26 protein-coding genes are annotated in these 26,990 nt (G+C 56.3%); 12 read left to right on the top strand and 14 right to left on the bottom strand.

From position 1 onward, the window contains the following. The 3 genes from cbiB to EDC27_RS15570 are packed head-to-tail and all read right to left on the bottom strand — an operon-like array spanning position 1 to position 4,145. A complete protein-coding gene (cbiB, locus tag EDC27_RS15580) occupies positions 1-972 on the bottom strand; it encodes an adenosylcobinamide-phosphate synthase CbiB (RefSeq protein ID WP_211334941.1) in 972 nt (323 codons plus the stop codon). 9 nt (positions 973-981) lie between these two features. Further along, entirely contained in the window at positions 982-2,547 is a 1,566-nt protein-coding gene (locus EDC27_RS15575) for a cobyric acid synthase (RefSeq protein ID WP_123291556.1), read from the bottom strand. Then, a complete protein-coding gene (locus tag EDC27_RS15570) occupies positions 2,544-4,145 on the bottom strand; it encodes a cobyrinate a,c-diamide synthase (RefSeq protein ID WP_123291555.1) in 1,602 nt (533 codons plus the stop codon). The genes EDC27_RS15575 and EDC27_RS15570 overlap by 4 nt, the downstream gene beginning before the upstream one ends. A 115-nt stretch (positions 4,146-4,260) precedes the next feature. Between EDC27_RS15570 and EDC27_RS15565 the strand changes: the two genes are divergently transcribed. Beyond that, on the top strand, positions 4,261-4,866 hold the full coding sequence (locus EDC27_RS15565; protein ID WP_123291554.1) for a methyltransferase domain-containing protein: 606 nt from the start codon (positions 4,261-4,263) through the stop codon (positions 4,864-4,866). Between the two features lie 81 nt (positions 4,867-4,947). Here the strand turns inward: EDC27_RS15565 and EDC27_RS15560 are convergent, their stop codons facing one another. From EDC27_RS15560 to EDC27_RS15550, 3 genes are read right to left on the bottom strand one after another with little or no spacing between them, the layout of a single operon-like run. Further along, entirely contained in the window at positions 4,948-6,537 is a 1,590-nt protein-coding gene (locus EDC27_RS15560) for an ArnT family glycosyltransferase (RefSeq protein WP_170161868.1), read from the bottom strand. Next, the gene (locus tag EDC27_RS15555) at positions 6,515-6,820 is read right to left on the bottom strand and encodes a lipid-A-disaccharide synthase N-terminal domain-containing protein (RefSeq protein WP_123291552.1); all 306 of its coding nucleotides are present in this window, start codon (positions 6,818-6,820) and stop codon (positions 6,515-6,517) included. The genes EDC27_RS15560 and EDC27_RS15555 overlap by 23 nt, the downstream gene beginning before the upstream one ends. After that, positions 6,813-7,556 carry a glycosyltransferase family 2 protein gene (locus EDC27_RS15550; protein WP_211334940.1) on the bottom strand — a complete coding sequence of 248 codons (744 nt, stop codon included), beginning with the start codon at positions 7,554-7,556 and terminating at the stop codon, positions 6,813-6,815. Before EDC27_RS15550 ends, EDC27_RS15555 begins: the two co-directional genes overlap by 8 nt. A gap of 304 nt (positions 7,557-7,860) precedes the next feature. On the opposite strand from EDC27_RS15550, the gene EDC27_RS15545 reads away from it, so the two are divergent. The 3 genes from EDC27_RS15545 (at position 7,861) to EDC27_RS15535 (ending at position 9,861) form a co-directional block, all read left to right on the top strand. Further along, complete coding sequence (locus EDC27_RS15545; protein WP_123291550.1) at positions 7,861-9,057, top strand: ArsA family ATPase; 1,197 nt, start codon at positions 7,861-7,863, stop codon at positions 9,055-9,057. Then, complete coding sequence (locus EDC27_RS15540) at positions 9,044-9,289, top strand: hypothetical protein (RefSeq protein ID WP_123291549.1); 246 nt, start codon at positions 9,044-9,046, stop codon at positions 9,287-9,289. Before EDC27_RS15545 ends, EDC27_RS15540 begins: the two co-directional genes overlap by 14 nt. A gap of 185 nt (positions 9,290-9,474) precedes the next feature. After that, on the top strand, positions 9,475-9,861 hold the full coding sequence (locus tag EDC27_RS15535; protein WP_123291548.1) for a pyridoxamine 5'-phosphate oxidase family protein: 387 nt from the start codon (positions 9,475-9,477) through the stop codon (positions 9,859-9,861). A gap of 678 nt (positions 9,862-10,539) precedes the next feature. Here the strand turns inward: EDC27_RS15535 and EDC27_RS15525 are convergent. The 3 genes from EDC27_RS15525 to EDC27_RS15515 form a co-directional block, all read right to left on the bottom strand. Next, complete coding sequence (locus EDC27_RS15525; RefSeq protein WP_170161867.1) at positions 10,540-12,681, bottom strand: acetate--CoA ligase family protein; 2,142 nt, start codon at positions 12,679-12,681, stop codon at positions 10,540-10,542. A gap of 90 nt (positions 12,682-12,771) precedes the next feature. Beyond that, on the bottom strand, positions 12,772-13,389 hold the full coding sequence (locus tag EDC27_RS15520; protein WP_211334939.1) for a flavodoxin family protein: 618 nt from the start codon (positions 13,387-13,389) through the stop codon (positions 12,772-12,774). A gap of 223 nt (positions 13,390-13,612) precedes the next feature. After that, the gene (locus EDC27_RS15515; RefSeq protein ID WP_170161866.1) at positions 13,613-14,053 is read right to left on the bottom strand and encodes a MarR family winged helix-turn-helix transcriptional regulator; all 441 of its coding nucleotides are present in this window, start codon (positions 14,051-14,053) and stop codon (positions 13,613-13,615) included. Positions 14,054-14,332: 279 nt separating this feature from the next. Between EDC27_RS15515 and EDC27_RS15510 the strand changes: the two genes are divergently transcribed. From EDC27_RS15510 to EDC27_RS15500, 3 genes are all read left to right on the top strand, one after another. Beyond that, complete coding sequence (locus tag EDC27_RS15510) at positions 14,333-14,809, top strand: Fur family transcriptional regulator (RefSeq protein WP_123291544.1); 477 nt, start codon at positions 14,333-14,335, stop codon at positions 14,807-14,809. 207 nt (positions 14,810-15,016) lie between these two features. Further along, positions 15,017-17,197, top strand: coding sequence for a catalase/peroxidase HPI (gene katG / locus EDC27_RS15505; RefSeq protein ID WP_123291593.1), 2,181 nt, complete (start codon positions 15,017-15,019; stop codon positions 17,195-17,197). A 122-nt stretch (positions 17,198-17,319) separates the two neighbouring features. Next, a complete protein-coding gene (locus EDC27_RS15500) occupies positions 17,320-17,691 on the top strand; it encodes a hypothetical protein (RefSeq protein WP_123291543.1) in 372 nt (123 codons plus the stop codon). 84 nt (positions 17,692-17,775) lie between these two features. Here EDC27_RS15500 and EDC27_RS15495 read toward each other — a convergent pair whose 3' ends face one another. Continuing rightward, a complete protein-coding gene (locus tag EDC27_RS15495; protein ID WP_123291542.1) occupies positions 17,776-18,609 on the bottom strand; it encodes an MBL fold metallo-hydrolase in 834 nt (277 codons plus the stop codon). 171 nt (positions 18,610-18,780) lie between these two features. Here EDC27_RS15495 and EDC27_RS15490 point away from each other — a divergent pair, with 171 nt between their 5' ends. Continuing rightward, complete coding sequence (locus tag EDC27_RS15490) at positions 18,781-19,245, top strand: Hsp20/alpha crystallin family protein (protein ID WP_123291541.1); 465 nt, start codon at positions 18,781-18,783, stop codon at positions 19,243-19,245. A gap of 42 nt (positions 19,246-19,287) precedes the next feature. Further along, the gene (locus EDC27_RS15485; RefSeq protein WP_123291592.1) at positions 19,288-19,686 is read left to right on the top strand and encodes an Hsp20/alpha crystallin family protein; all 399 of its coding nucleotides are present in this window, start codon (positions 19,288-19,290) and stop codon (positions 19,684-19,686) included. A gap of 50 nt (positions 19,687-19,736) precedes the next feature. Here the strand turns inward: EDC27_RS15485 and EDC27_RS15480 are convergent, their stop codons facing one another. Continuing rightward, complete coding sequence (locus tag EDC27_RS15480) at positions 19,737-20,060, bottom strand: recombinase family protein (RefSeq protein ID WP_123291540.1); 324 nt, start codon at positions 20,058-20,060, stop codon at positions 19,737-19,739. 121 nt (positions 20,061-20,181) lie between these two features. Here EDC27_RS15480 and EDC27_RS15475 point away from each other — a divergent pair, with 121 nt between their 5' ends. From EDC27_RS15475 to EDC27_RS15465, 3 genes are all read left to right on the top strand, one after another. After that, positions 20,182-21,321 (top strand): radical SAM protein, encoded by a 1,140-nt coding sequence (locus EDC27_RS15475; protein ID WP_123291539.1) that lies wholly within the window; start codon positions 20,182-20,184, stop codon positions 21,319-21,321. Positions 21,322-21,446: 125 nt separating this feature from the next. Next, entirely contained in the window at positions 21,447-23,078 is a 1,632-nt protein-coding gene (gene hcp, locus EDC27_RS15470) for a hydroxylamine reductase (protein WP_123291538.1), read from the top strand. A gap of 205 nt (positions 23,079-23,283) precedes the next feature. After that, a complete protein-coding gene (locus EDC27_RS15465; protein WP_123291537.1) occupies positions 23,284-24,309 on the top strand; it encodes a uroporphyrinogen decarboxylase/cobalamine-independent methonine synthase family protein in 1,026 nt (341 codons plus the stop codon). A 42-nt stretch (positions 24,310-24,351) separates the two neighbouring features. On the opposite strand, the gene EDC27_RS15460 is transcribed toward EDC27_RS15465, so the two are convergent. The 3 genes from EDC27_RS15460 to EDC27_RS15450 are packed head-to-tail and all read right to left on the bottom strand — an operon-like array spanning position 24,352 to position 26,961. Beyond that, positions 24,352-25,209 carry a universal stress protein gene (locus tag EDC27_RS15460; RefSeq protein ID WP_123291536.1) on the bottom strand — a complete coding sequence of 286 codons (858 nt, stop codon included), beginning with the start codon at positions 25,207-25,209 and terminating at the stop codon, positions 24,352-24,354. A 22-nt stretch (positions 25,210-25,231) separates the two neighbouring features. Then, positions 25,232-25,963, bottom strand: coding sequence for an amino acid ABC transporter ATP-binding protein (locus tag EDC27_RS15455; protein WP_123291535.1), 732 nt, complete (start codon positions 25,961-25,963; stop codon positions 25,232-25,234). Then, positions 25,960-26,961 carry an amino acid ABC transporter permease gene (locus EDC27_RS15450; protein ID WP_123291534.1) on the bottom strand — a complete coding sequence of 334 codons (1,002 nt, stop codon included), beginning with the start codon at positions 26,959-26,961 and terminating at the stop codon, positions 25,960-25,962. The genes EDC27_RS15455 and EDC27_RS15450 overlap by 4 nt, the downstream gene beginning before the upstream one ends. Between the last annotated feature and the right edge of the window lie 29 nt (positions 26,962-26,990).

Here is a 26,990-nt window from a genome sequence, read left to right as displayed (position 1 = left end):
TCATGTGTCCATGGCGAACCGAACGGCCGCTGCCAGTATCGCTCCGAGAACCGCTCCCACGAAGAGCAAACGGATCATGCCCTGATAAACTTCCCTGTTTGCAGGTCTTAAAGCATCCCCTAAGGTGGGCTTCATCACGGAATGCCCAAAATAGACTGCAGGACCTCCCAGCATGACGCCCAAAAGCCCCGCCGCGGCCGCTTCGGGAAAGCCTGCATTGGGGCTTGAAGTTTTTCGAGCGTCTCGACGCATGACCGCCCAACCTCTCCGCCAATCCATACCGCACAAGGCCCCGGCTCCCAAGAGCACCAGGGCGCTCAGCCGTGCAGGGAGCCAATTGAAGGCGTCATCGGCACGCGCCGCCCACCATCCAAAGTCCTGGTACCGATCGTTCCGGTAGCCCACCATGGAATCCAACGTGTTGACTGTTTTGTAAAGCATGGCCGCCACGGGCCCACCGAGAGCCAAATAAAAGAGAGGAGCGAGAATGCCGTCGGAAAAATTTTCCGAAACCGTTTCCAGAAGGGCTCTCCACACACCTTCTTCGTCCAGATGTTCCGTGTTACGGCTCACGATGAGGGAAAGACGTCGGCGAGCTTCATCCAGCCGCCCGGCTTGCAAAGCCTGCGCGACGGTTTTGGAAGCATCGAAAAGGCTTCGCGTGGCCAGGGTCGTGTAGGCTAACCACACACCACACAGGATCGCCACGCCACGATGGACCCAAGACGCTACGGTGAGGAGAACGGCAACACAAATGGGAATCCCCGCGACATGAAAGAGCCAAAAGAGGGCTCCTCGCAGGCGCTGCACCGCCGGCGCACTATGTTTTCCATAAAAAAAGGGCTCCGTCCCTTCCACCGCACGCCCGATCCAACGCACGGGATGCGGCCACGCCGGCGGATCTCCAAAAAGGAGGTCCAAGACGAAAGCCGCCACAAGGCAAACAGGCGAAAAAGAGAGCAGTGCTGACAAAGGTGGTCCTTATTTCAAGCCCATGATGCGGTAAATGCGGTCCACGTCACAGTGACGGCGAACGAAATCCGCCAACTGATCGTATTGGTCTTCCTTCCATTGAGAAAAACGAAAAGACTTCGAACCCATGCCGTCGGCCATTCCTTTTCGTGCGGCAAGGAAGGCCACAAAACGGTCGCGAAAGGTGTCGTTGTCAAAGATGCCATGAAGATATGTGCCCCACACGCGCCCCTCATCGGTCCAGGCCCCATCGGTGGCTTCCTCTTTAGGAACCGTGACGCCGTTGCGGCTCACCACCTCGAAAAGCCCCGGCACAGCGGTGTTGCTTTCAAACCGGGATCGGCCCATATGAATCTCGTACCCGTAAAGGGGAAAAAGGTCGGTGGGACTCAAAGGATTGGGGCCACGAAGACGGGCCACGGCTTGAGATGTTAATTTTTCTGAAGCCATCTCCGTGCTCATGGGCAGGAATCCCAGGCCTTGAGCTTCCCGCACGCGACTTTCAGCACCATGAGGGTCCGTAATCCGTCGGCCCAGCATTTGATAGCCGCCGCAAATCCCAACCACAACGCCGCCCGCCTTGTGGTATGCCCGCAGCGCGTCGGCCATTCCGGATCGTTCCAAGGCAAGCATGTCTTCTATGGTGTTCTTGCTTCCCGGAAGGATCACGGCATCGCACAAAAAGACATCGGCGGGTCTATCAAAATAGACCACGTGCAGCCGCTCATCCCGCTCGAGGCAATCAAAGTCCGTGTAGTTGGAAATGTACGGTAGCCGCACCACGCCGATGCGGCACCGCCGGGACGCATCACTGGGGTCCACGCCTTGTGCCATGCGCCGGTTCAAAGCCACGCTGTCTTCCTCGGGGACGGCAATATGATCAAAATACGGCACAACCCCAAGCACCGGCCGACCTGAGTGTTCTTCAAGGAGGCGCACGCCGGGCTGAAAGAGGTCCGGGTCACCGCGAAATTTATTGACGAGGAGTCCGGCGATGCGTTCTTGGTCCTGCTTTTCCATGAGCATCAACGAACCCAGAAGCGACGCAAAAACGCCGCCGCGGTCGATGTCTCCCACGAGCAGACAGGGGGCTTGAGCCCACCGAGCCATGGCTAGGTTGACCAGGTCATGATCTTTGAGGTTCAATTCCACCGCACTTCCCGCACCTTCCAGAACCACAACATCATATCGAGCTGCAAGCCGTTCAAAAGCCTTGCGCACCACCGGAACCAACGCTTTCTTGTAGGCGTAGTATTGCTTGGCGCTAAAATTCCCCACCGCTTCGCCCAGGACAATGACCTGAGAGCCCATGGACGAAGTGGGCTTGAGGAGAATGGGGTTCATATCCACGTGCGGTTCAATGCCGGCGGCTTCCGCCTGCACCACCTGGGCACGCCCCATTTCTCCGCCGTCCGAGGTGATGTAGGAATTGAGAGCCATGTTCTGGGCCTTGAATGGCGCTACGGCGTAACCGTCTTGCTTGAATATCCGGCAAAAGGCCGCGGCCAAAACACTTTTGCCCACATCGGAACCCGTTCCCAAAAACATCAGTGTCTTCGCCCTCGGCGTCTTCATAGAGCCAAAGCCTTTCGAGCTGCTTCGACAAAAAACGATGCGGCCTGAGGAGCACTGCCCCAATGCAGGTGCACGTAACTGGCCAGAACGGATCCCACTTGATAGCCCTCGTTTTGTTCCTCGCGGTATTTGCGCACCCTGAGCCGGTAGCAGCAGGCACAACTCGTGAGCGAGTCCTGCGGATTGATTTCGGAATAGTGAAATTCATGACCGCGCATGCGTAGTTCTGGCTCGCCCAAAAGGCACGCACGGGTCAAAACCACTTCCACGTACCCGAGTGCCTTTCGCCTGGAAAGCATGCGCGTGCCAAAGGGAAGAATTCCCGCCATCGGTACTTTTTCGCCGGAAAGAAGTTCTATGGAACGGCTGAGCACCATCAGGCCGCCGCATTCGGCGTAAACGGGCCGATTTGAGGCGGCCAGCCGTCGAAGGTCCTCAAAAAAGCGCTCGTTGCGCTGCAGCGCCTTGGCGTGCACTTCGGGATATCCGCCCCCCAGGTAAAGGGCCGCCGTGTCCTCAGGGAAGGTCTCTCCGGCCAATGGAGAAAAAAAGTGCAGCCGAGCTCCAAAGGCTTCCAGAAGATCCAGGTTGTCCTGATAATAGAAGCAAAAGGCGGCATCTCGGGCCACGGCAATCAGGGGCCTTGGATGGGAGCCGTGCAGAGGCCATGAGGCATCCCCAAGTGGCTGGTCCGGCAATCCTTTCTGTGAAAACGTCTCAGTGCGTGCGTGATGTCCATGCTTTTCGGCATTTTCGAAATCGGTGGGACGCTGTACTGGCTGCGCGCACGGGTCTGAATCGCGAGAACGCCGCCCCGTAAAAGGGAATGGCCGGCCAAAGTCCCCAAGAAAAACCCCGCCTGCACATACGTTCGAAGGCTTGGGATTCACCGTCATCTGAGTGTTTAGAGTGGTCACCGCCAGCAATCGGTCCAAGTCCATATGGGTTTCGGCCCAACGGGCCAAGTGATCCACAAAATCTTGGCTAAGCGGATTTTCTTCGGCCGTCACAAGCCCCAAATGCCGTTGCGGCAATCGCAGAACCTCATCTCGAGGCAGACCTCCCAACACGGGAAGGTTTGAAGAAGATGCCATGGCTTCGCGAAGAAACTGCAGATGGGCTTCACTGCCCACGCGGTTGAAAATCACTCCGGCACAATGAAGGGCCGGATCAAAGGAGCAAAACCCATGAACCAGCGCTGCCGCGCTTCGAGCCATGCTGCGAGCGTCCACCACCAGGATCACCGGAAGGTGAAGCCACTTGGCCATTTCAGCCGTGCTGCCCGCTTCCGTCGTGCCGTCGTAGCCGTCAAAAAGCCCCATGACCCCTTCAACCACTGCACAGTTGGCCGCGTGAAGAAAGTGTCTGAAGAGGGCCTCGTTGACCTGCCGAGAAAGCATCCACCCGTCCAAGTTCCTGGACACCGTTCCGGTCACGCACGTATGCAGGCCGGGATCGATGAAATCCGGACCCACCTTGAAGGGCTGAACTGTCAAACCACGCCGCTTCAGTGCCGCCAGAATCGCCAGGGTCGCCGTCGTCTTGCCCGATCCACTATGCGGCGCGGCCACAACAAAAGCCCATTTGGAAATGGACACACTCTGTTCCTTTCCTTAACACTTGTGGTATGCACAAATTCTGCGGATTGACGCCGCACTATGGCACACCTTCGACCCATTGTGAAGAACCCGAAAGGGGTTCAGGAGGCAAGGCATGTGGCAGCGCCTGCGAGACCGAATTCTGAGAAGTCGCTGGGGATTTGAGTGGCTTTACCTTCGTGGCAAGACGCCCTGGGATACCGGTATCACACCCCCCGAGGTCATGGAATTTCTCGCCCACACTCCTCCGGGAAGAGCCCTGGACTTGGGGTGCGGTACGGGAACCAACGCCATCACTTTGGCACGGCACGGCTGGCAGGTTACCGGCGTGGACTTTTCACCGCAAGCCATTCGCCGAGCGCGACGCAAAGCCGCCTCGGCCGGTCTCACCATCGCTTTCTACGTTGCTGACGTCACCAACCTGGCCACGCTTCAGGGCCCTTACGACTACGTTCTGGACATCGGCTGCCTTTTCGCTTTGAGCCAAGACGGCCGTCGTCGATATGCTCGGGAACTGGAACGACTCACCGCCCCGGGCGCCTGGTACATGCTCTACGCCTGGCTTCCGCGTCCCTGGCGGGGCGGTCTGTGGGGCATTTCCGTGAATGAAGTGGAGTCTCTATTCGGGGGCGAGTTCACCCGAGAACGCTACGTCATTGGGGAAGAAAAGGGCCATCCGTCGGCCTGGTATTGGTATCGACGAAAATCTAGTATGGGCTGACGGCCACGCAGCGGCCCATGAGGTCCGCGTCCCTTTGAGGGCTGTCCGCGAACTCACGGCTTCGATTCAAAATGGCATAAATCAAGATGTGACCCCACAGGGCCCAGGGGTCACCACAAGAAGAATCCAATGGGGCGTCAACGACTTTGTGCTCCCCTGGTAGCCTTGTTGGCAAAGCCAACCCCTTAGATACGGTTCCGTTTCCCGGGGCGTCAGCACGTGTTTTTGCATAGAGGGGTGCCACATGCCCGACGCTTGATGGTCCGTCAAAACAGAAGGAGGGAAATAACCTGGCGGGGTAGGCTTATTGAACTTGGAATACACGCGGATAAAGGGATCTCCCCAGTAAAAGTGCAAGCCGTGCAATGGTCTCTTTGAATACACGTAGAGCGGTTGATTCCGCACACCCTCGCTTTCGGGCCACGCCGCCTCAAGGGCCCGGGCCAACGTGCCCATATCTTTCTTAGACGACCATGTGGCCATGATGCCTTTGCCAAAAACGATGACGACCGTGCCAGCAAGAGCCAAAGCCATGAATCGCTTTGGGGTGAGCAGCCCCTGATCAATAAAATTACGGATTTTCCAGCCTATGGCACAGGCAAGAATTGGAAACAAAGGAAGTACATACAAAGGGAGCCGTGAACGACTCAGAGAAAAAACACTCAGCGGAATGAGAAGGGCAAAAACCACAAATCGGGCTTCCGTCGAAAGATTTTTCCAGCATGCCTTGATGCCGTCAAGGGTCCCTTGCTCGCCTTCGGAGCGTCTGCGTCGAAACCACACCCCGATACGGTGACGCTCTATCCACAACACGAGCCCAAGCCAGGGTAAAGCCCCCCCCAATAGGAAAGGCCAGTAAACCGTAAACATTTCATACCAACGAGAATGCCTCTTGAATTCATCTGTTGCCACCCGGCCGATCACTTCGTGCTTGAGCCAATATGACGTAAGCCCTGGATAATGAGCAACGGCCCATACGTACCACCACAGAGCCGTCACCAATCCCAGGCCAATGCCTGCTGGAACCCACAGCCGAACCCCTCGCACTTCCTGGTCTTGGGAAAGCATTCTGAAGACAATCAGCGCCAGAAGAGGAAGAAGACCCGGAGGCCCTTTGGTCAGGAAGGCCATGCCGAAAAACCACCACATAAGCACGATGGGCCCTACGCGCCGAGTCCGCACACCCCACCAGAAACAGGCAAGAGCCCAGGTTTCCCAGAGTGTCAACAAGGAATCGGTGTTGACCGTGTTGGCCGCACCCATAGGGCCCCACAAGGTCGCAAAAACCAAGGCGCTCACGGTTCCGACGCCGGGGTTCCACAACCAGCGAGCCAGCCAATACACGGCGCAAACGGTGAGCACAAAGGTCGGCACCAGATACGCTCTCGCCCCCCAGGCGTTGCGACCGAAAAGCTTCACACCAACCGCCACGGCCCAGTAAGCCAAAGGGGGTTTAGTCCAGTGGGGCGCATAGTCCAAGGTGGGCCGAAGAAAATCTCCGGTTACGAGCATCTCCTGGGCGCATTCGGCATATCGGCCTTCGGTGGACTCATAGAGACCTCGTGTACCCTGAAAAGCCAGAGTCCCCAGCACGGCACACAAAAGAGCCCAGAGCAGCAAACCCTTTAACGGTCTTGGCCATCCTTGGCTATTCGCGCTTTCCCTTCCCATGAGATTGGAATTTCTTCCCTTGTGTTCTCTCTTTGTGGATGAGGTACAGATTGCGACCGTAAATGAACAAGCCGGTTCCTTGCCCCAAAATGAAAACAGGATCTCGGCGCCACACAGCATAGGCCAACAAAAGAGCCCCGCCGCATAAGCTCAGATACCAGAAGGATATGGGAACCACGCTTCGGCCTAACCTTTCACTGGCAATCCATTGGACCAAAAATCTGGCCGAGAACAAGGCCTGTGCCGAAAACCCAATCCCAAGCCATATTTTTTCCTCACTCATGGTGTGTGTCCTGTTCCGGAAAAGTGCGGACCACTTGGCACCGAAAACCTCGAACCCGCAGCCAACTGACGCCAAAGATATCCAGGAGCCCGACCCAAAGCCGGTCGAAAATGCCGTACTTGGTCGTGCCACGACGCCGGGGCCTGTGGTTGACGGGCGTCTCGGCAATCCGAAAGCCTTGATACATAAGCAAGGTGGGCAGGAACCGATGCAAGCCTTTAAAAGGTGGAAGGTACGGCAGGCATTCCCGCCGAAAAACGCGCGTGGAACATCCCACATCGCGAACGGATTTTCCCGTGATGAGGTTTCGAAAGCCATTGGCAATGCGGGACGCCAGCCGGCGCTTCAGGCTGTCTTTTCTGGCCTCTCGATATCCCTGAACCATGTCGTAACGGCCATCCACAAGCAACGCCACAAGCCGGGGAATGTCTCGGGGATCATTCTGTCCGTCGCCGTCCAAGGTGGCGATGAAGCGTCCCCGACATCTCTGAAACCCCACCCACAAAGCTGCAGATTGGCCCGCATTTTTTTTCAATGCGCACAAGCGATGCGGGCCGCCCGGGTGGGCCGATGCCACCAAAAGAAGTTTGTCCCACGTATCGTCTGTGGACCCGTCATCGATCCACAGGCATTCCCAGCACCCGTTCAACGGCTTCAAGGCCTGCTCGACTTCGGCGGCCAAATGGAGCACGTTTTCGGCTTCGTTGTAGACGGGAATCACAATAGATACATCCATAAAAAATCCTCTGGGACCAGCTAAGGCCGGAGGCCCTCTGTCCATCCTGTCTTGTAAGCCGTTTAGCTTCGTGTTTCTACGCCCGCTCCAGGGCTCAGTCAAGAGCAGCCCCCATGCTGGGATCAATACCACAAGGTTTAGCCTCATTCTCCAAACCGCCGAACTCTTTGCCGCGCTCAGAACGAGCCGACATGCTTCACCTTTCGTTGCCGGGCTTGAAACTCAAAAAAAATTCGATGTAATCTCCATACAAGCGAACCCTCGAAGCCCTAGGCAAGCATGCACTCAAAAACGGATTTCAACCATGCGCATACTCCTTTTTGCAGGAAAAGGCGGCGTCGGCAAAACCAGCGTGGCGGCGGCCACGGGTGTCCTCTTGGCTGAGCGGGGACTCAAGACCTTGGTCATGTCCCTGGATCCCGCCCACAGCCTGAGTGACGCCTTTGACCTAGACCGGCGTCTCATGGACGTCAATCGAGGTCACCCTGTGGAAGTGGCCGAAAGGTTGTGGATCCAAGAACTGGACGTGCACGAAGAGATTCAGAAACACTGGGGCGAAGTGCATCGGTACTTAAGCCTTCTGCTCAACATTTCCGGACTGGATCAAGTGCTCGCCGAGGAATTGGCCGTCCTTCCCGGCATGGAAGAAGTGAGCGCCCTTCTGTACGTCAACCGTTACGCCAGGGATAAAACCTACGACGTGCTCATTCTGGACTGCGCCCCGACGGCGGAATCCATTCGCTTTGTCAGTGTGCCCAAAGCGCTGGAATGGTACATGGAAAAGATCTTTCGCGTGGAACGAAACCTCTTTCGTATGGCACGCCCCGTGGTGCATCGCTTTTCCGATGTGCCTCTTCCCGAAGACGCTTACTTCGCCTCCATTGAAAGACTCTTTCAGCGTCTGCGCGGCGTGGATGCCATTTTGACCGACACACAAACGACATCCGTTCGCCTCGTGACGAACCTGGAAAAAATGGTCATTCGAGAAACCCAGCGAAGTTTCATGTTCTTTTCCCTGCACCAACTGGGCATCGACGCCATCGTCATCAATCGAGTTCTGAGCGAAGACTCCCGCGATCCCTTCCTCAAAGCCCTTCTCAAACAGCAACACGCATACCTAAAGTTGGTCACCACAGCCTTTCAACCCATCCCTCTCCTCAAGGCTCCCTATTATGAACGGGAAACCTTGGGATACGAGCGACTGAAAACCCTAGGTCAAGCCATCTACGGAGAAACACCGCCTCACCAGATTCTGTATCGACATCAGCCCATTAGCTTTCTTGCTGAAAATGGATGCCACATGGTGCGCTTGCACTTTCCCTTTGTGAGCCGCGAGGAACTTGCACTGAGCAAAGTCGGAGATGAACTCATCATTCGCATGGGCGCGTTCAAAAAAAACCTCGTGCTACCGCGAGCTTTCGCCAAACTCCACCCGGAAAAAGCTCGATTGGAGCACGAAACCTTGACCATAACTTTTGGAGGAGCTCATGAGCCGGCATGAAGAGCATGCACAAAATGATAAAATCCGATGCCACTGCCCCGTGTGCCAGATGATGCGCACGATGGCCAAGACCAGCGGCCGCGGCGGGCCCTTTTGGAACCATCTAACCAATGCCCGCATTGAAGTGCTTCGCGCGGTGCGCAGCCTGATCGACGAACGTATCGATCAGTTGGAAAAGAAAAAAAATAAAACAAGCCCGGAGAAAAAGGCAGAGCCCATTCAAGTGGAATAGTCACGACGGCACGAATGGCAACGGCATGAGCGCTCTTTCAGCTCGTTTGGACCTTAAGGCGTTCCCTTGCTCTTTGAAAAAAAACTCTTAGTTTAGCAGCAATGATGGCGGAACCCTGATGAAACGGTCGTGCAGGGTGCTATAGAGTCTCATTTTCATATCTTGACGCTGCACAGGAGCAGACCATGGATCTTAAGAGCTATTTCGAGCAGACCAAAGGCTTCGGCGTTCTGGCAACGGCCGACGCGGAAGGCCATGTGGACGGGGCCGTCTATGCCAGACCTCACGTGATGGATGATGGCGCGTTGGTATTTATCATGAAAGACCGACTCACCCATCACAATCTGCAATCCAACCCGAGAGCGGCCTATGTGTTCAGAGAAGATGGAGGTGGATACAAGGGGAAGAGGTTGTTTCTCATTAAAGTGCGGGAATCCGAAGATCCCCAGCTTATCGAATCTCTGCGAAGAAAAAGTTATCCTACTCGCTCAGAAGAACCGGGCGCCAAGGAATTCGCCGTCTTCTTTTCAGTGGAAAAGGAATTGCCGTTAATCGGTGCGGGGTCCTCATGATCCGAGGCGTGAGAAGAAAGAAGGCGGGCGAGCCTGGCCACGTTTGTGGCCGCTCGCACACACACCGGCAGATAGAAAATCCCCCACACCGGCACGGTAAAGGCAAGCCATGAAGCTCCAGAACCCTCAGGACGCACTTCATGGCCGGTTGCTCGTATTCCGCCCACGCGCCAGGACCAAAAATATCCCGGACCTACCTGGTCCACGAAAAAGGGTACAGAAAAACCCAAAACGGTCCAGACCCGGCCACGCAGGCCTTGGTGAACCACCACAGTGGACCCTCGGACCTGCACCCGTCGAACACTGGGGCCCCAAAGAGGCCACCACCGCGTGTCCGTGAAAATCCGCCACAGCACTTCGGCGGATTCTTGGACTCGAAGACCGATCCAAAGCCGTCCCCGGACAAAGCGCAGCCTCACATCTCGGTACGAAAACCTTTGCATTCAGGCAATCCCCCGGAACCCATCGCTCATTCTGCCCGCCCATTTTGAAAATTTGCGACATGGACATGACCAACTCGAAAAGGCACGCAGGCGCATTTCGTCGGTCAGCCTTTTGGGATGTTGACCGGCAAAATGCACTCTCTGTTAAATTCTGTAGTCGCGCCGCAAAGCGCCAAGAGGTTTCCCGGCTTGCGCCGCTTATGCAACAGGATCCCTGGAAGAAGCTGCCAGATCCCTAGAACACGCTCATCCGCGCGTCGACAATGGTGTAGGTGTTGCCGTGCACCATGACCGGATTGCCGTCGATTTCCTGAATGGGTAATTGGTCCATCAGTTGACCGATGGTAACAATCAGGTGGGCTAAGGCTTCCTTGTTTGCCGAGGGCCTGCCTCGAAGGCCTTCGAGGACTTTTTTCCCTCGAATCTCTTCGATCATGCGCCGGGCTTCATCAACTGACACCGGAGCCAGTCGAAAAACCACATCGTTGAAGGCTTCCACCCAAATGCCGCCTAAACCAAACATGACCACCGGCCCGGCCTGCGGGTCCCGAAATCCCCCCACGATGACCTCAAGGCCCTCAGGCACCATGGGCTGCACGGCCGTTCCAAGAATCCGCGCCTCGGGCACGGCCCGCCTCACCTGTTCCATCATGGCCCGAAAGGCTCGACGCAGGCCGTCCTCATCGTTGAGGCCCAATTGCACGCCGCCCACATCGCTCTTGTGAACAATATCCGGAGAAACAATCTTCAAAACCACTGGGTAGCCCATTGATTCGGCCGCCCTTACGGCTTCCTCCTCCGTGGCGGCCACCACGGTGCGCGCCGTGGGCAGGCCCGCCCGTTGCAAAAGCTCCTTGGTTTCCGTTTCCCCACAGAGCCTGGGGCCCAGGGAACGCAAATCCTGTACAAAACGGTGCAAGGACTCCGGCAGAGGTTTCTCTTTAACGGCCTTTTGGACCTCGCGGCCACGCCGGCTCGCTGCCCAAAGATTGGCCAAAGCCGCTGCCGCTCGCTCCGCCGTGGCATAGGCGGCCACGCCAGCTTTTTTCCACGCCAAAAATTCCTCCGAAGCACAAGACGGTGCCCCCCAGACAAAAACGGCGGGCTTTCCGATCTGTCTCGCCTTTCGCCCAAAGGCTTCCATGGGAAACGGTGCCACATATGGATCCCCCAAGGCCGAAATGCAAATGGCCAGCACAGCATCCACGCCGGGGTCTTCCCCTAAGAGCTCCAAAACATCCCCATAGAGCCGGCGGTCCAGGTAGCCAAAGGTGGTCAAATCCACGGGGTTTTCCGGAGGTGTAAAAGGAGCGAGCACCTTTCGAGCCACCAAGGCCTTTTGGGTCTTTTTGCTGAGTTCTGCCAGGACGAGACCCTTGTGGGAGAGCACATCCGAAGCCAACACCGCCGGCCCCGCGGTGTGGGTGATGACACCGACACGGTTTCCCTGGGGACGAGGGCTGATATCCAGGATTTTGGCCGTGTCCACCAGTTCCTCCACCGTGCGCACTTGGATCAGCCCCGCCTGTCGAAACACACCGTCATAGATGGCTTCCGACCGGGCCATGCTTCCCGTGTGCGATCGCGCCACTTTTTGACCTGCCGCCGAATAGCCCGCTCCCAGCACCACCACGGGCTTTTGAGCCGCACACCGAGCCGCCGACTCATAGAAACGCCGAACGTCGTCTAGACCTTCGATGAAAAGAGCCACCACGGAGGTTTCCTTATCGTGGGCGCAAAAGTCCAGCATGTCCGCAAATTCTACGTTGGCCCGGTTCCCCAGACACACCAGCGTGCCCATGGGCACTCGGTCTTCCACAAAGCGAATGGCCGCAAAGCCCGCAACCCCCCCGCTTTGACTGACCACCGTGATGCGCCCCTTTTCCTGAAAGAAATCGGAAAGCACCGGCATGAAGGTGGCGTTCATGGCGCTGTCGACTCGATAAAACCCCATGGTGTTCGGCCCGATAATCTTGACGCCGGCCTCATCGGCCATGGACCGCAAACGCCGCTGCTTTTCAAGGCCTTCCTGGCCCGCTTCTCGAAAACCTGCCGTGTAAATGACGGCGCCACGACATCCCTTGACCACTGCTGCTTCAAAACTGGAAAGAATGTGCTCATGGGGAATGGCAAACAGGAACAGATCCACATGGTCGTCGGGAATATCCCCAATGGACGGATAGGCTTTGACGCCCAAAATCTCACGGGCGCCTCCGGCATGCACGGGATAAATTTTTTCCACGTGGGACGCCAAGGCCGACCGCAACACGAAATTTCCCACCTTGCCGCGATGAGTGGAGGCCCCCACCACAGCCACGGCTCGAGGATAAAACATGGCATGGAATGCTTCGAACCCCTCTCGGTTTGAATCCCACATGCTCCCCTCCTTTTTTTCTCTCATTCCCCGAGCATCCGTGCGGAAGCGATGAGCCGTTGACGGCCGCAGATCAACGTCCTGATATCGTGTTCATGAATGGGTATCCTGGTTGCTTTTCATTCTTGCAGGCCAGAGGCCCACGCTCCCAGGAAAAGCGTCCCCCGGCTCCTTATCAATAACGCTATCGGAAAAGGCCTTGCCTGAGCCAGGTATTGAGGCACCGAGGTCAACCAGGTTTCGGCCAAGAGCCCGACACATTTCCACCGTAAGGGCATCGTCCAGGACGCTTTTTTTCCACCGAAACCGTCCCTGATCCACGGCGTCAAAAAGGGTTCCTGAGATTCCGGTATTGTAAATAGGGCGGCCCGGGCCTCGAGGCTCCACCAGCCGCAAACCATGCGAAATCAAGAAACGCTCGAGAATCACCTGGGTGATTTCCTGCCCGCCTTGACGCAATCCCGCATGGGTCACGACAGCTCCCAGCTTTCCCGCCAGGAGGTTTTTCCGCATGTGGAGCCAACGCGTTCGATCCATAAAGACTTTCAGCCTTCCGGTCACGTTTCCAAAGTAGACGGGAGAACCAAGGATCAAAGCGTCGGTAGCCATCATTTTCCCCGCCAACGCGGCCATGTCGTCGTCTTCAATGGCACAGCGCGCCTCGCCAAGACATCGGTGGCAAGACAGGCAATACTCAATCCTGTAGTCCACCAGCTACACCAGTTCCGTCTGGGCACCACCCTTTGCCGCCTTTTCCAAGACAATTTCGAGCATGGTGGCCGTGTTCTAGCCTTTGCGATGGCTTCCATTTATGGCAAGAATTTTCATAGGCATTCAGGCTTCTCGACCTTCAGCTCTTTGAGAAAGTTTTCCCTTCTCTTCGGGCCAAGCCCCCTTGGCGGATGAAAAGCATCGTCGGCGGTTCGGGGGATCGTCACAAAGGGGTCGAACTCTCTTCGTCATCCCCAAACCCCAACCGTTCCAACAAGGTCCGAAACCGCTTCCACTCTTCGACTCCCAATTGTTCCAAGAGCCTTCCATTGACCTCATGGTAGATTCGAAGCAGCACTTCCCGATGTTCCTTGGCTTTTGGAGTGAGATAGACGCGGAAAGACCGGCGATCCTGCGGATCGGCCTGCCGCACGGCCCAGCCGTCCCGCTCCAAGCGGTCGATCAAGCCCGTGACCGTGGGACGATCCAAATGGGTCTTTTCGGCAAGGACACTCAAGGTGGCCCCTTCTTCCTCGTAGAGCGCCAAGAGCATGAAAAACTGGGTGTGCGTGAGTCCGTAGGGGGTGATGCGCTCGCGATAATGGCGCGCCATGGATCGGCTCAGAGAAGCCAGCTGAAAACACAAACAGTCTTGAAGAAGCATGGCCATTCCTTTGACGCTGAGAGAATTTTCACGTTTTTTTAGCATGCACATTATTCGCATGCAAATTTTTTCTTTGATCCTTTCCCAACCCAACTTCACGCCGAAAATAGCTCTGGCATGGACGCACATCCCTTCTGTGTGAACTCACGCCAGTAGCTGCCCCAGCCCTTGGCTTTGAATCCCGAACAATTTTTTTCTTGATTTTTTGTCTTTAAAGGTTTTTTCTCTTTTGAGAATGATTTTTCCCTAACTATTCCTCGAGACGCAAGGATTGGGCGCATGGTGCCAACCCCCTCAGGCCATGACCCGGTTGAGCGGTTGCAACACATGGTTGACACGCTCAAGGCACATGGGTTGCGCATGACACCCCAGCGGCTGGCCATTGTGCAAGCCTTGGTGTCCACCCAAGCCCATCCCAGCGTCGAAGACATTTACACGGAGGTGAGCCGCCAGTTTCCCACCACCAGCTTGGCCACAGTCTACAAGACGGTCTCTTTATTGAAGGAACTCCATGAAGTTCTGGAATTGGGTTTTCCGAACATGAGCAATCGCTACGACGGATTGAAGCCTTACCCACACCCTCACGTGATCTGTCTGCGGTGCAAGACCATCATGGACCCTGAATTGGTGAGCATTGCAGAGCTGGCGGAGGAAATGGCTCAAAAGACGGGTTTTGCCATTGTCTCGCACCGCCTGGATTTTTTCGGCATCTGCCCCGAGTGCCAACGAAGGGAAGGTGTCGACAACCGGCCCTGAGAATGCCCTGATCCTTGCCGAGGGTCCGAGCACGCAAGGCGCCAGGACATTTAGCGGCGTCCGCGGCTCCCCAAGGGAACATTCTCGGGTAAACAAACGTTCACGTTGCCCGCGCTGTTGAAAAAGAGCGTCCGAAACGAGGCGCCTTGTTTCAGCAAAGGGGGCACGGCGTCCATTCAAGAAAGCACCAGAAAGAAAGGAGACACCATGGAACACGATCGCCCTCAACGCTCGGCTCCCGGCGCCACCGAAGCCAAATCCATTCAGGACTGGTGGCCCAACCAGTTAAACCTCAAGATGCTTCATCAGAACTGTCCCAAGGCGAACCCCATGGGCGAAGATTTTGATTACCGTAAAGAATTCCTCTCTCTCGACCTGGAAGCCGTCAAAAAGGACCTTCGGGATCTGATGACGACCTCCCAAGAATGGTGGCCGGCGGACTTTGGCCACTATGGTCCACTCTTCATTCGCATGGCATGGCACAGTGCGGGCACGTACCGCATTGGGGACGGGCGCGGTGGCGCCGGCTCCGGTCAGCAACGCTTCGCGCCGATCAACAGCTGGCCAGACAACGTGAATCTGGATAAAGCACGCCGCCTTCTGTGGCCCATCAAGCAAAAGTACGGCCGCAAGATCTCGTGGGCGGATCTCATGATTTTAGCCGGCAACGTGGCTTTGGAATCCATGGGCGCCAAGACCATCGGGTTCGCCGGCGGAAGGGTGGATTGGTTTGAGCCGGATGAAAGTGTGTACTGGGGTTCTGAAGGCCAATGGCTCGAGGACCGGCGCCACACGGCGCAAGGCGATTTGGAAAACCCTCTGGCGGCTGTGCAAATGGGCCTCATTTATGTGAATCCTGAGGGCCCCGGTGGCAATCCGGATCCAGTGGCGGCGGCCAAGGACATTCGTGAGACCTTCGCGCGCATGGGCATGAACGACGAAGAAACAGTGGCTTTGATTGCCGGCGGGCATACCTTCGGCAAGTGCCACGGCGCCGGCCCGGCATCCCATTTGGGTCCGGAACCTGAGGCCGCACCCATTGAACAGCAGGGTCTGGGATGGAAGAGCAGCTTCGGGACGGGCAAAGGCCCTGACACCATCACCAGTGGGCTGGAAGTCACATGGACCGTGTCGCCCACCAAGTGGAGCAACAATTTCTTTTTCAACTTGTTCCGCTATGAGTGGGAATTAACCAAGAGTCCGGCGGGGGCTTACCAATGGGTCGCCAAAGGAGCGCCGGCGGTGGTGCCCGACGCCCACGATCCCACCAAGAAACATCCCCCGACCATGTTGACTACGGATCTGTCTTTGCGGTTTGATCCCATCTATGAAAAGATTTCCCGGCATTTCATGGAACATCCCGACGAGTTTGCCGACGCTTTTGCCCGCGCTTGGTTCAAGTTGGTGCACCGGGACATGGGGCCGCGCAGTCGGTACCTGGGCCCAGACGTTCCGGCCGAAGAGTTTCTTTGGCAGGATCCCATTCCGACTGTGGACCATCCCCTGATCGACGACGAGGACGTCACACAGCTTAAAAAGAAGATCCTCAGCTCCGGCCTTTCGGTGTCCCAGCTCGTTTACACCGCGTGGTCTGCGGCTTCCACGTTCCGAGGTTCCGACAAACGCGGCGGCGCCAACGGAGCCCGCATTCGCCTGGCCCCGCAAAAAGACTGGGAAGTCAACATGCCAGAGCAATTGGCCAAGGTGCTTGATGTGCTTCAGGCAGTGCAAAAGGAGTTCAACGCCGGCGCTTCCGGGGGTAAGAAAGTTTCCCTGGCCGACCTGATCGTTTTGGGGGGCTGTGCCGCCGTGGAAGAGGCTGCCAGAAAGGCTGGCTTCGACGTCACGGTTCCCTTTGCACCCGGGCGCATGGATGCCCTGCAGGAACAAACGGATGTGGCATCCTTTGCCGTGCTGGAACCTCTCTATGATGGTTTTCGCAATTACCTCAAAGCCCCTTACAGCATTCCGGCCGAGCATTTGCTCGTGGACAAGGCCCAGCTTCTCACCCTCACCGCTCCGGAAATGACCGTGCTCGTCGGCGGGCTGCGCGTCCTCAATGCCAACTACAAGCAGGCGCCCCACGGCGTCTTGACCCAACGGCCAGGAACCCTCACCAACGACTTTTTCGTCCATTTGCTGGACATGGGCACAGAATGGCAACCCAGCACGCAGGATTCAAACCTCTTTGAAGGGCGCGACCGTGATTCAGGAACCCTCAAATGGACGGCCACCCGCGTCGACTTGATCTTCGGGCACAACGCTCAACTTCGAGCCATCGCCGAGGTGTACGCCTGCGCCGACGGCCAAGGAAAATTTGTCCAGGACTTCATTTCGGCCTGGAACAAGGTCATGAACCTGGACCGGTTTGATCTCTGGTGGAGATGATTCACTTCAACCCAGTTTTTCATTGCTGAAAGTCTCTCTGAATCCTAAAATCAGCGGAACGCTAGGGGCCGTCGTGGCACGGCCTACGAGCCACCGAAAACCCAAGGATTCAGGAGGCTTTCATGCAACGACGGCTCTTTGCTTTCATGCTGGTTTTAGGATGTGTTTTGGCGGCCATTTCAGCTTCGGCCCAGGTGGACTACCCCAACGACATTAAGAGCGCCGTGACCCAATATCCGGGCTCCCAGGTGGAAATGGCCATGAAAACCCCTCAGGGATCGCAAGTTGTTCTGAGCTCAACGGACCCGTCGCCAAAGGTCTACGCTTATTACAAGCAAGCCCTCAGTCAATCGGGTTGGGAAACGCAAATGGAAATGAACCACGCGGAAGGCATACAAGGGCATTGGCGCAAAGGCGACAAGGTATTTCACGTGGTCGTGACCAAGGATGAAGAAAAAACCCAGATCGTCTTGATTCTCGGAACCGGCCAGTAGAAGACAGGACAGAAAATCTTGTGCCCTAACAACAGGCGCGCTCGAGCTTCGCGTGCGCCTGTTGTTTATGGTGGGCTGAGAACCCTACGCGCTGAGGCCTAACAACTCGCTCACCCGCGCCACGTCTTGGGAGGCTGGAGCCAGGGCTCTGGCTTTTTTGAGGCATTCCGCAGCTTCCTCAGGCTGCCCGATGTCGGCCAGATCCTGGGCCATGAGAAGCCACGCTTTCTCGGGAGGATTTTCATAAAGGGTCTGGTAAAGGGTCACTAAAGCGATCTTGATCTGGTTCGCTCCTGTATGAAGCACGGGTTCGCCATGCCCAGGAAAGAGGTGCTTGACGGGTAAGCCTAGGAGTCGTCGAAGACTCTTCACCTTGTCCTGTAGGCGGCCCCCACAAAGATCATCCGGCTTGGAAAGAATCGCCGAGAAGCGCAGGCGAAAAGGCAGCACCGCATCGCCGCTGAAAAGAGCCTGCGCCTCTTCATGATAAAAACACAGATCACCCGCCGTGTGCCCCGGCGCATGCAAAGCCTTCAATCCCGTCCCTTCAATCTCCTGGCCGTCGTGAACCCTGTGAATTTTTCCCGCATCTTCAAGGGCCTGAAAAAATTCCGGAAAAGGCGAACGCAGCAACCTCGCGTATTCCCTCGCCACCGCATGCACAAACACATCGGGCGCGGTTCTTTGATAAATTTCCGCCATCCCCCCCACATGGTCAAAGTGGGTGTGGGTCAAAAGAATGTGCGCCAAGGAGTCCAAAGGAGCCATCTCTTCCAGATGATCCACGAGCCCCATCATGTTGCCCGCATCGATGAGAACCCGGCCGCGCGCCAACACGTACACGCCCGAGCACGGTCCCGAATCGGGCACCCAGCCGATCCCTTCCAGTCGAGGATCTTCCTTTTCAAACGTCTTCACTCGGCGTCCACCTCATTGCCCCGTTGCTGCCATCGTCGGACTCCTAGAAGATTCCTCACATCTTGTCAATGTTTCGGGACCCATCTTGACAGGTTTGCCCAAGAAACTTAATTTTCGATCGAAACAAACACATTTTTCCAAGTAAATTCAATATGAAAGGAGGCTATCGCCATGGCATTGCTGCGTTGGTCCGACCAAGCAGATCTCTTTCGACCTTTTGAGGAAATGGAACGTGAAATGGATCGGCTTCGTCGCGAGATGGATCGCCTCTTCGCGGGATTTCGGGGTATTCGCCCGTTAAGGATGGGCGTTTTCCCTCTGCTGAACGTCAGTGAGGACAAGGACAATCTTTATGTGCGCGCTGAACTTCCCGGAATTCAGGCGAGTGATCTCGACATTTCGGTGGAAGGGGACACCCTGACGCTTCGTGGGGAGCGCAAGAGCCATGAAGCCGAGGAAAACGTGAGTTATCACCGCCGAGAAAGGGAATTCGGCCGGTTCCGTCGAAGCTTGACGTTGCCGACGCGCATTGACGTGGATAAGGTGGAGGCGGTGTTTCAGAACGGCATTCTGAAGATTACACTGCCTAAGGCCGAGGAAGTCCGACCGAAACAGATCGCTGTCAAAACCGTTTGAGATGCCGACGTCCATGAAGGAGAGCACAAGGGGGTGACGATCATGGCCGACAAGGACCTTCAGGTAAGGGAAAAACAGGAAGTGCAGACCCAAGCGGAAACCACTCGAAACATTCCCGTCTACATTCCGGCGGTGGATATTTACGAAACGCAGGATGCTCTGAAGCTTGTGGCGGACATGCCTGGTGTTTCGCCGGAAAATGTGGATATTGATCTTCGCGACGATCAGCTGACGATTCGCGGCACGGTGACTTTAGAAGGTGAAGGGGAAACAATGTTGCTTCGCGAATACGGGGTGGGCGACTATTTCCGGCAATTCACTCTGGGTCGCGTCATCGATCAATCCAAGATCGAAGCAGCCATGAAGAACGGGGTCTTGACCCTCACCCTGCCCAAGGTGGACAAAGCCAAACCGAGAAAGGTGGAGGTCAAGATCGCCTGATGCGGTTTCTTGGGCAAGGCCGGAGGAAACCCTACCGGCCTTGCGTGCTTTCAGCGCACCGAAAGGATTGGAATACCTGCCGATCGGCACTCAAAGAGAATGCCTTCCAGTTCCTGCCTGTTTGCCGCTAACCGCTCCACTTCATAAACCACGAGCCGCTTGACCTTTTTGCGTTCCATATCCATGAAGAGCTGGGAGCGGCGTGTGTAAAAGCTGACGGGTTCCTGTTCTTGCGGAGGAAGTTTTTCTTGAATCAAAGCCAGGCAGGCTTCCTTTTGCTCCGCCAGCGGCCTTTCGTAGGACCCTTGATCCTCGGGGCGCAGTTCCTCCTGCCTCACCATGAGATAGACGGCCGTGAACTTTTCTTCCGCCATGCCTTAAACTCCTCGTCGAATCGTGGCTTGACTCTCGGGGCACAACACCTTGTACAGTATACTGACACCGTTGAAGAAACTCAACCATTGGGCGACTTTGGCCCGACCATGGAGGTTTGGTATGCGTTTTGACTTTGAACAAGGACCCATTCGACCACCCAGTGAATCCCGCAGTCTGCTTCTGCGCTTCACCAGAAACTGCCCCTGGAACCGCTGCGCCTTTTGCCCCGTTTACAAGGGACAGGCCTTTAGCCGCCGCTCATTGGCCGAGATCAAGGCTGACATCGATACGGTTCGCGCCATCGTGGACGACGTCAAAGCCCTGTCCTGGTCCATGGGGGAAGGGGGCGCCGTCAGTGAGGCGGTTCTTCAGCGCATTCTTACGGATTCCACCAAGAGCGGCACCTACCGCCATGTCGCCGTGTGGCTCTATCACGGGGACGGCACCGTTTTCCTTCAGGATGCCAACAACCCCGTCCTGCGCACCAAGGATTTCGTGGAAGCCCTGCGCTACCTCAAGGAAAGAGTTCCAGGCATCACGCGCGTGACCAGCTACGGCCGCAGCGCCACCTTAGCGCGAAAGAGTCTTGAAGAACTGCGCGAAATGCGCGAAGCGGGGTTGGACCGTGTGCACATCGGGTTAGAAAGTGGATCCGACACGGTGCTGAAGTTCATGGACAAAGGAGCCACCGCGGCGCAACACATCGAAGCCGGAATCAAAGTCAAAGAAGCCGGCATGACGCTTTCGGAATACGTCATGCCCGGTCTTGGCGGCGCGCAATGGAGCCGGGAGCACGCGCTGGAAACGGCACGTGTGCTGGAAGCTATCGATCCACACTTCATTCGACTGCGCACCTTGCGCGTACCCCCCAACACGCCTCTGTGGGAGCATCTTCAATCGGGCGCGTTTCAAACCCTAAGCGACGACGACGTTGTGAGGGAAATCCGCCTCATGATTGAAAACCTGCACAGCCTTCACAGCACCCTCACGTCGGACCACATGAGAAATCTGTTGGAAAACCTGGAAGGAACTTTTCCTCACGACAAGCCCAAGCTCCTGGATATTATCGACCAGTATCTGGCCCTTTCCGACGACGATCGCATTCTGTATCGATTGGGCCGCTACGGCGGCGCGCTTCGGTGCGTGGACGACCTTCCCGCCTATCGCCCACGGCTAGCGAGGGCGCGCAGAGAATTGGAACAAGAAACCGGCAAACCCATCGATGCGCTCATCGATGAACTGGGCGGGCAGTATCTGTGAAAAAAGAGACCCTTTTTGACCTAGGTCAATGATTTGGATGCCTCTACCCCTTATGCTGCCATCGTGCAGCAAGGAAAGGCGGCTCTTGAGGGCCGCAGGTTGAACCCCATCAAAAGGAGGCACCCATGTTTTGTTATCAATGCGAACAAACGGCCAAGAATGAAGCGTGCGTCAAGCTGGGGGTGTGCGGCAAACAGCCCGATGTGGCGGCTCTGCAGGATCTTTTGACCCATGCGCTCAAAGGGCTGAGCCAGGTGGCGGTGGAAGGCCGCAAGGTCGGCGTCTCGGACCGAGAAGTCAACGTTTTTACCTGTGAGGCCCTTTTCACCACGCTCACCAACGTGAACTTTGACCCCGAGGATATCGCTCGCTTTATCCAAAAAACCGTGGAAATGCGCGAAAAGCTCAAGGCCCGGGTCAAGGCGGCTGGAGGATTTGTCGACTTCGCGCAAGGCCCAGCGACTCTGCAACCTGCGACCTCTGTAGCCGAAATGGTTCGCCAGGGGGAAGCCGTCGGCTTTGACAAGGACCCCGAACCCAATCAGGACATTCGATCTTTGAAGCACACGGCGATCTTCGGGCTGCGCGGCGTGGCCGCCTATGCTGATCACGCCCAGATTCTGGGCCAGGAAGACGAGGCGGTCTATGCGGGGCTGCAGGAAATCCTCGCTGACACCGTCCGGTTGGACCTCGCTTTGAACGATTGGGTCGGTCGCGTCCTGCGCGTTGGGGAGATCAACATTCGCGCCATGGAGCTTCTGGACGCTGCCAATACGGGCACTTATGGTCATCCCGTGCCCACCAAAGTGCCTTTGGGGCATCGCAAGGGCAAAGCCATTCTGGTTTCAGGTCACGACCTGAAGGATCTGGAAGAACTGCTCAAACAAACCCAAGGCAAAGGCATCACCGTCTACACGCACGGGGAAATGCTGCCATGTCATGGGTATCCGGGATTGAAGAAATATGAACATTTCTATGGCCACTACGGCACCGCTTGGCAGAACCAGGCCAAGGAATTTGCCGCCTTTCCCGGCGCGATTCTTATGACCACCAATTGTCTTCAGAAGCCTCAGGAAAGCTACAAGGACAACATTTTCACCAGTGGCGTGGTGGGCTGGCCAGGCGTGTGCCACGTGGACCGTTGGGATTTTTCGCCGGTTATTCAACGGGCCTTGGAACTTCCCGGATTTTCCGAAGACACCAACGGAGCCCACGTGATGGTAGGCTTTGCCCGAAACACCGTGCTTGGCGTGGCCGACAAGGTGATTGAAGCGGTTAAGGGTGGAGCCATTCGCCATTTCTTCCTGGTGGCCGGCTGTGACGGCGCCAAGCCTGGCCGCAACTACTACACTCGTTTCGTGGAACTGGTTCCCCAGGACTGCGTGGTTCTGACCCTCGCCTGTGGCAAATTTCGCTTCTTTGACAAAGACCTGGGAACCATCGGCGGCCTGCCTCGACTCATGGACGTGGGCCAGTGCAACGATGCCTATTCCGCGGTCCAGATCGCTCTGGCTCTTTCCAAAGCCTTCAACGTCGGCGTCAACGAGCTGCCGTTGTCTCTTGTGCTTTCCTGGTATGAACAAAAGGCCGTGGCGATTCTTCTCAGCCTCCTGTACCTGGGCATCAAGAACATTCGCCTTGGACCGTCTCTGCCCGCGTTCATCAGTCCCAATGTTCTTCAGGTGCTGGTGCAAAACTTCGACATCAAGCCCATAAGCACACCGGAAGAGGACCTCAAGGCCATTCTGGGATCCTGACAGGTCGGGGAGGCGGTCGAGAAGACTGTGGTCGAGGATAAGGCTACGGGCATTGCGAAACGCCGCAAAAAGGCTGAGTGAGCCCGCGGACGCACGCAGGGACCGGTTCCTTTGCTGTTGGCCACCGTGCCAGCAAGGGAGCCGATCCCCTTTTGCGAAAAAAACCCGCAGCCAAGCTTTTGGACACCATCACAAGGAGAGCTCCATGCCCATACCCGGAAATCTCTTGACGACGGCCATGGCCGTCATGCCTCACCGCGACGTGGAGCGCGCCCTTCACGTGGCCTTGTCTTTAGACATTCCTTTTTGGCCTCAACTTCCTTTGCTCAACTATTACGAAGACATGTACGTACAGGCCTCCGAACACTTTCCGGGTATCGTTCTGAATCTGGAAAACCGCACGCTGCGCTTTTCCACGGAAAAATTCATTGAGGAACTTCCGGACGTTCTCAGCCGTTTTGACGACCTAAGCCTGTTCGACATCAGCCCGGAATACTCCGCCGTGTATCATCAGTTTCTGCAGATGGACTTTTCCGACCGGCCGGCCATTCGAGGGCAGTTGGAAGGGCCCGTGAGCTTTGGTTTCAATGTACAGGACGAAGCGGAACGCCCCATTCTCTTCAACGATACGGTGCGCCCGTTTCTTTTTGAATTCATGGCGCAGCGGGTCAATGTGCAGCTTCGACGCCTCAAGACCCTTCACCCCAACGCCTTCATGTTTGTGGACGAGCCGGGTCTGCAGTTTATTTTCAGCGCCCTGAGCGGCTACAATCACCTGAGCGCCCGCAGCGACATGGAAGCTTTTTTTGCCATGATTGAGAGGCCGCGAGGCATTCACCTGTGCGGCAATCCCGACTGGGACTTTCTGCTGAACCTGGATCTGGACGTTTTGTCCCTGGACATGTACAGCAACGGGGAAATTTTCGTGTCTTACAGCGGAGCCATTCGCCGGTTTTTAGACCGCGGAGGCATTCTGATATGGGGCATGGTTCCCACCAACGTGGAACCTTTTGAAGCCGAGTCTGTGGAGTCTCTGGAATCCCGGCTGTTGGGGCTGTGGAACCAACTGGCTCAAAAAGGTATCGACCGAGATGCATTGGTGGCGCGAAGTCTCCTGTCTCCGGCAACCTGTTGCCTGGTGAATCCCGACGGAACCCAGACCGTGGAAAAGGCTTTTGAGGCCACTCGAACCTTGAGCCAAAGGCTTCGAGAGCGTTTTCGGCTCGCGTAAAAGAGCCGTTTCCGAGCGTGGGCGCGCCGCGATAAACCCTTGTTATTTGGATATCCACAGGGCTCCGTTTTCAAAGCGCTTGAGCACGCCGGAGCAGACGGAGCTGGAAAAGATCCCGCCGAAAAATCCATGACTTCCTTCGTGTTCATGGCCCATGGCGATCACGGAAGCGGGTGATTCTCGGTGGTCATCCATGATGGCTTCCGCCACGTTTTGCGAAACCATAATTTTCCGGTCGATGCGTTGGGAAGCCACGCCGTTGTCTTCAAGCACCTTGGTGGCCTTGTCGATGATGTCTCGAGTCTGCTGCGCTCGATCCGTTATCACGTGAAAAAGACACACACGATGTTCTTCATCACGAAGCATGAAGCCGACGTGATCGGTGATTCGCATGCTGGCCTCGGCATCATCCACGCACAGAACCACGCGTTCATGTTCCGAACCCGGATTTCGGCAGATCCAGAGAGGGCAGGGCAAAGGCTGGCGAAGCACTTCCGTGCTGACACTCGTGGAAAACACGCCGGCAAATGCGGCATAGCCTCGGCGCCCGAGAACCACAGCGTCGTAGCAGCCTCGTCGCGCCTCCATGACGATTTCTTTGACCGTTTCCATTTCCTTGGGAATCAGTTTGGACTGAATCTGGGCTTCGTCAAATCCTGCTTCCATAAGGATTTCGGCACTGCGGTCCAATGCCTTTTGCCCTCGCGCTTGTGTTTCCGCAGGAATTTTCGCCTTGGATCGAGGCCTGTCGGCCTTCCAATCGCCCGTCGGCTGCGTGGAAGCCACGTAAAGAAGGGTCAGGCGAAAGGCCTTCTTTTGTTTGAAAAAATTCGCCACAAATCGCACGCCACAAAGATGGGACATTTCATCGCTGACGGTGATCAGAAGATGCTTTTCCATCCCCTTATCCTTCCCGCGGCACTCACAGGATTTGGCTCAAAAAAAGCTTGGTTCGCTGATGGGTCGGGTTGGTAAAGAAATGCTCCGGAGTGCCCTCTTCCACGATGCACCCTTGGTCCATGAAAAGAACGCGATCGGCCACTTCTCGAGCAAACCCCATCTCATGCGTGACCACCACCATGGTCATGCCTTCTCGAGCCAGGGTTTTCATGACGTCGAGCACCTCCCCGATCATTTCGGGGTCCAGGGCCGAGGTGGGTTCATCAAAGAGCATGATCTTGGGATCCATGGCCAGGGCTCGGGCGATGGCCACCCGCTGCTGCTGCCCTCCGGACAAGCGATCCGGATAGACCGACGCCTTATCGGGTATGCCCACCTTCTGCAACAGCGCCATGGCTTTGGACACAGCGTCTTTTTGGGACCTTTTTCGCACCACCATTTGGGCCAAGGTGACATTTTCCAGTACGGTCTTGTGAGGAAACAGGTTGAAGGACTGAAACACCATGCCCACTTCCGCCCGCACCTTGTTGATATTGGTCTTGCGGTCCAAAATATCCACGCCGTCGATGTAAATGTGGCCTGTGTCCGCATGTTCCAAGCGGTTCAGACACCGAAGCAGCGTGCTCTTGCCCGACCCCGAGGGGCCGATGATCACCACCACCTCCCCCTTGGTCACCTGGCAGGAGACATTCCGCAGGGCTTTGACCTCATGGGGAACATGAAATGTCTTGGAAACGTTGTCGACCGTGATCACGAAACCGCTGTCCTCCTTTCCAAGTACTGAACAAACATGGACAGCCCGAAGGTCATCACCAGATAGAGCAAAGCGCACATGAACCACAGCTCAAAGGGCTGAAGGCTCGTCGTGACCACTTCGCGGGTCGCCTTGGTCAGCTCCCGAATGGCAATGATGCCCAGAAGCGAAGAGTCCTTAATGAGGCTAATGAACTGGCCGGCCAAAGGGGGCAGAATGCGTCGCAAAGCCTGAGGCAAAATCACGTGGCGCATGGCTTGAGGGTAACTCATGCCCAAGGACCGCGCCGCTTCCATTTGGCCTCGGTGTATGGATTGAATTCCGGCCCGGACGATTTCCGCCACATAGGCTCCGCAAAAGAAGGCCAGCGAGGCCACGCCGTACCAAATGGGCGGCAACTGTTCGAGGCCGTTCTTGGCCAAAAGCGTGTTGATCACGGTGCCAAGAACAAAGTACCAGATAAAAATTTGGACGAGCAGCGGGGAACCTCGAATGATCTCCACGTAGGTCACGGCCGACCACCTAAGGGCGGGGTTGGCAGAAATGCGCGCCAGGCCGACGACCAGCCCGATGAGTGTACCCAGCAGGATGGAAATCAGGCTGACCTTGAGGGTCAGCCACAGGCCTTGCAAGAGAATGCCCACTTTCCACCGATGAAACACACCCAGTACATCACCAGGGTAGACCGTGTCTCCCGCATCCACGCGCAGTCCCTGAACCGGAACCGTGTACTGGGCCGATTCTCCGTCCCCGGCCACACGAAGGCGCGCGGTATCTCCGGTGCTGGCGATTTCCTCAACGCGGCCCTGAATTTCCGAACGAACTTCGATTTTTTCCTTGTAGTAAAAGTATTGGGGCACGCGATACCAGCGCCACACGTAGTCCACTTTTTGCGTGGCGTAGTAGAGAATCCCCACCAATCCGAAAACCATTACAAAAAATACCATGACCCAAAAGGCGTAAGCCACTCGAGTCATGTTTTGCGACACTCGTGCCATGAGCCACTATCCTCAGCCGCTGCCCGTCA

The sequence above is a fragment of the Desulfosoma caldarium genome, from assembly GCF_003751385.1.
Taxonomy (GTDB): Bacteria; Desulfobacterota; Syntrophobacteria; order Syntrophobacterales; family DSM-9756; genus Desulfosoma; species Desulfosoma caldarium.
This window is presented reverse-complemented; position numbering and strand designations above follow the sequence as displayed.

What these genes read in the sequence shown, in the direction of transcription:
- EDC27_RS15575 (WP_123291556.1), bottom strand. Translation starts at nt 2,547, where the DNA reads ATGAAGACGCCGAGGGCGAAGACACTGATGTTTTTGGGAACGGGTTCC.
- EDC27_RS15565 (WP_123291554.1), top strand. Translation starts at nt 4,261, where the DNA reads ATGTGGCAGCGCCTGCGAGACCGAATTCTGAGAAGTCGCTGGGGATTT.
- EDC27_RS15560 (WP_170161868.1), bottom strand. Translation starts at nt 6,537, where the DNA reads ATGGGAAGGGAAAGCGCGAATAGCCAAGGATGGCCAAGACCGTTAAAG.
- EDC27_RS15555 (WP_123291552.1), bottom strand. Translation starts at nt 6,820, where the DNA reads ATGAGTGAGGAAAAAATATGGCTTGGGATTGGGTTTTCGGCACAGGCC.
- EDC27_RS15550 (WP_211334940.1), bottom strand. Translation starts at nt 7,556, where the DNA reads ATGGATGTATCTATTGTGATTCCCGTCTACAACGAAGCCGAAAACGTG.
- EDC27_RS15545 (WP_123291550.1), top strand. Translation starts at nt 7,861, where the DNA reads ATGCGCATACTCCTTTTTGCAGGAAAAGGCGGCGTCGGCAAAACCAGC.
- EDC27_RS15540 (WP_123291549.1), top strand. Translation starts at nt 9,044, where the DNA reads ATGAGCCGGCATGAAGAGCATGCACAAAATGATAAAATCCGATGCCAC.
- EDC27_RS15535 (WP_123291548.1), top strand. Translation starts at nt 9,475, where the DNA reads ATGGATCTTAAGAGCTATTTCGAGCAGACCAAAGGCTTCGGCGTTCTG.
- EDC27_RS15525 (WP_170161867.1), bottom strand. Translation starts at nt 12,681, where the DNA reads ATGTGGGATTCAAACCGAGAGGGGTTCGAAGCATTCCATGCCATGTTT.
- EDC27_RS15515 (WP_170161866.1), bottom strand. Translation starts at nt 14,053, where the DNA reads ATGCTTCTTCAAGACTGTTTGTGTTTTCAGCTGGCTTCTCTGAGCCGA.
- EDC27_RS15510 (WP_123291544.1), top strand. Translation starts at nt 14,333, where the DNA reads ATGGTGCCAACCCCCTCAGGCCATGACCCGGTTGAGCGGTTGCAACAC.
- katG (WP_123291593.1), top strand. Translation starts at nt 15,017, where the DNA reads ATGGAACACGATCGCCCTCAACGCTCGGCTCCCGGCGCCACCGAAGCC.
- EDC27_RS15500 (WP_123291543.1), top strand. Translation starts at nt 17,320, where the DNA reads ATGCAACGACGGCTCTTTGCTTTCATGCTGGTTTTAGGATGTGTTTTG.
- EDC27_RS15490 (WP_123291541.1), top strand. Translation starts at nt 18,781, where the DNA reads ATGGCATTGCTGCGTTGGTCCGACCAAGCAGATCTCTTTCGACCTTTT.
- EDC27_RS15485 (WP_123291592.1), top strand. Translation starts at nt 19,288, where the DNA reads ATGGCCGACAAGGACCTTCAGGTAAGGGAAAAACAGGAAGTGCAGACC.
- EDC27_RS15480 (WP_123291540.1), bottom strand. Translation starts at nt 20,060, where the DNA reads ATGGCGGAAGAAAAGTTCACGGCCGTCTATCTCATGGTGAGGCAGGAG.
- EDC27_RS15475 (WP_123291539.1), top strand. Translation starts at nt 20,182, where the DNA reads ATGCGTTTTGACTTTGAACAAGGACCCATTCGACCACCCAGTGAATCC.
- hcp (WP_123291538.1), top strand. Translation starts at nt 21,447, where the DNA reads ATGTTTTGTTATCAATGCGAACAAACGGCCAAGAATGAAGCGTGCGTC.
- EDC27_RS15465 (WP_123291537.1), top strand. Translation starts at nt 23,284, where the DNA reads ATGCCCATACCCGGAAATCTCTTGACGACGGCCATGGCCGTCATGCCT.
- EDC27_RS15460 (WP_123291536.1), bottom strand. Translation starts at nt 25,209, where the DNA reads ATGGAAAAGCATCTTCTGATCACCGTCAGCGATGAAATGTCCCATCTT.
- EDC27_RS15450 (WP_123291534.1), bottom strand. Translation starts at nt 26,961, where the DNA reads ATGGCACGAGTGTCGCAAAACATGACTCGAGTGGCTTACGCCTTTTGG.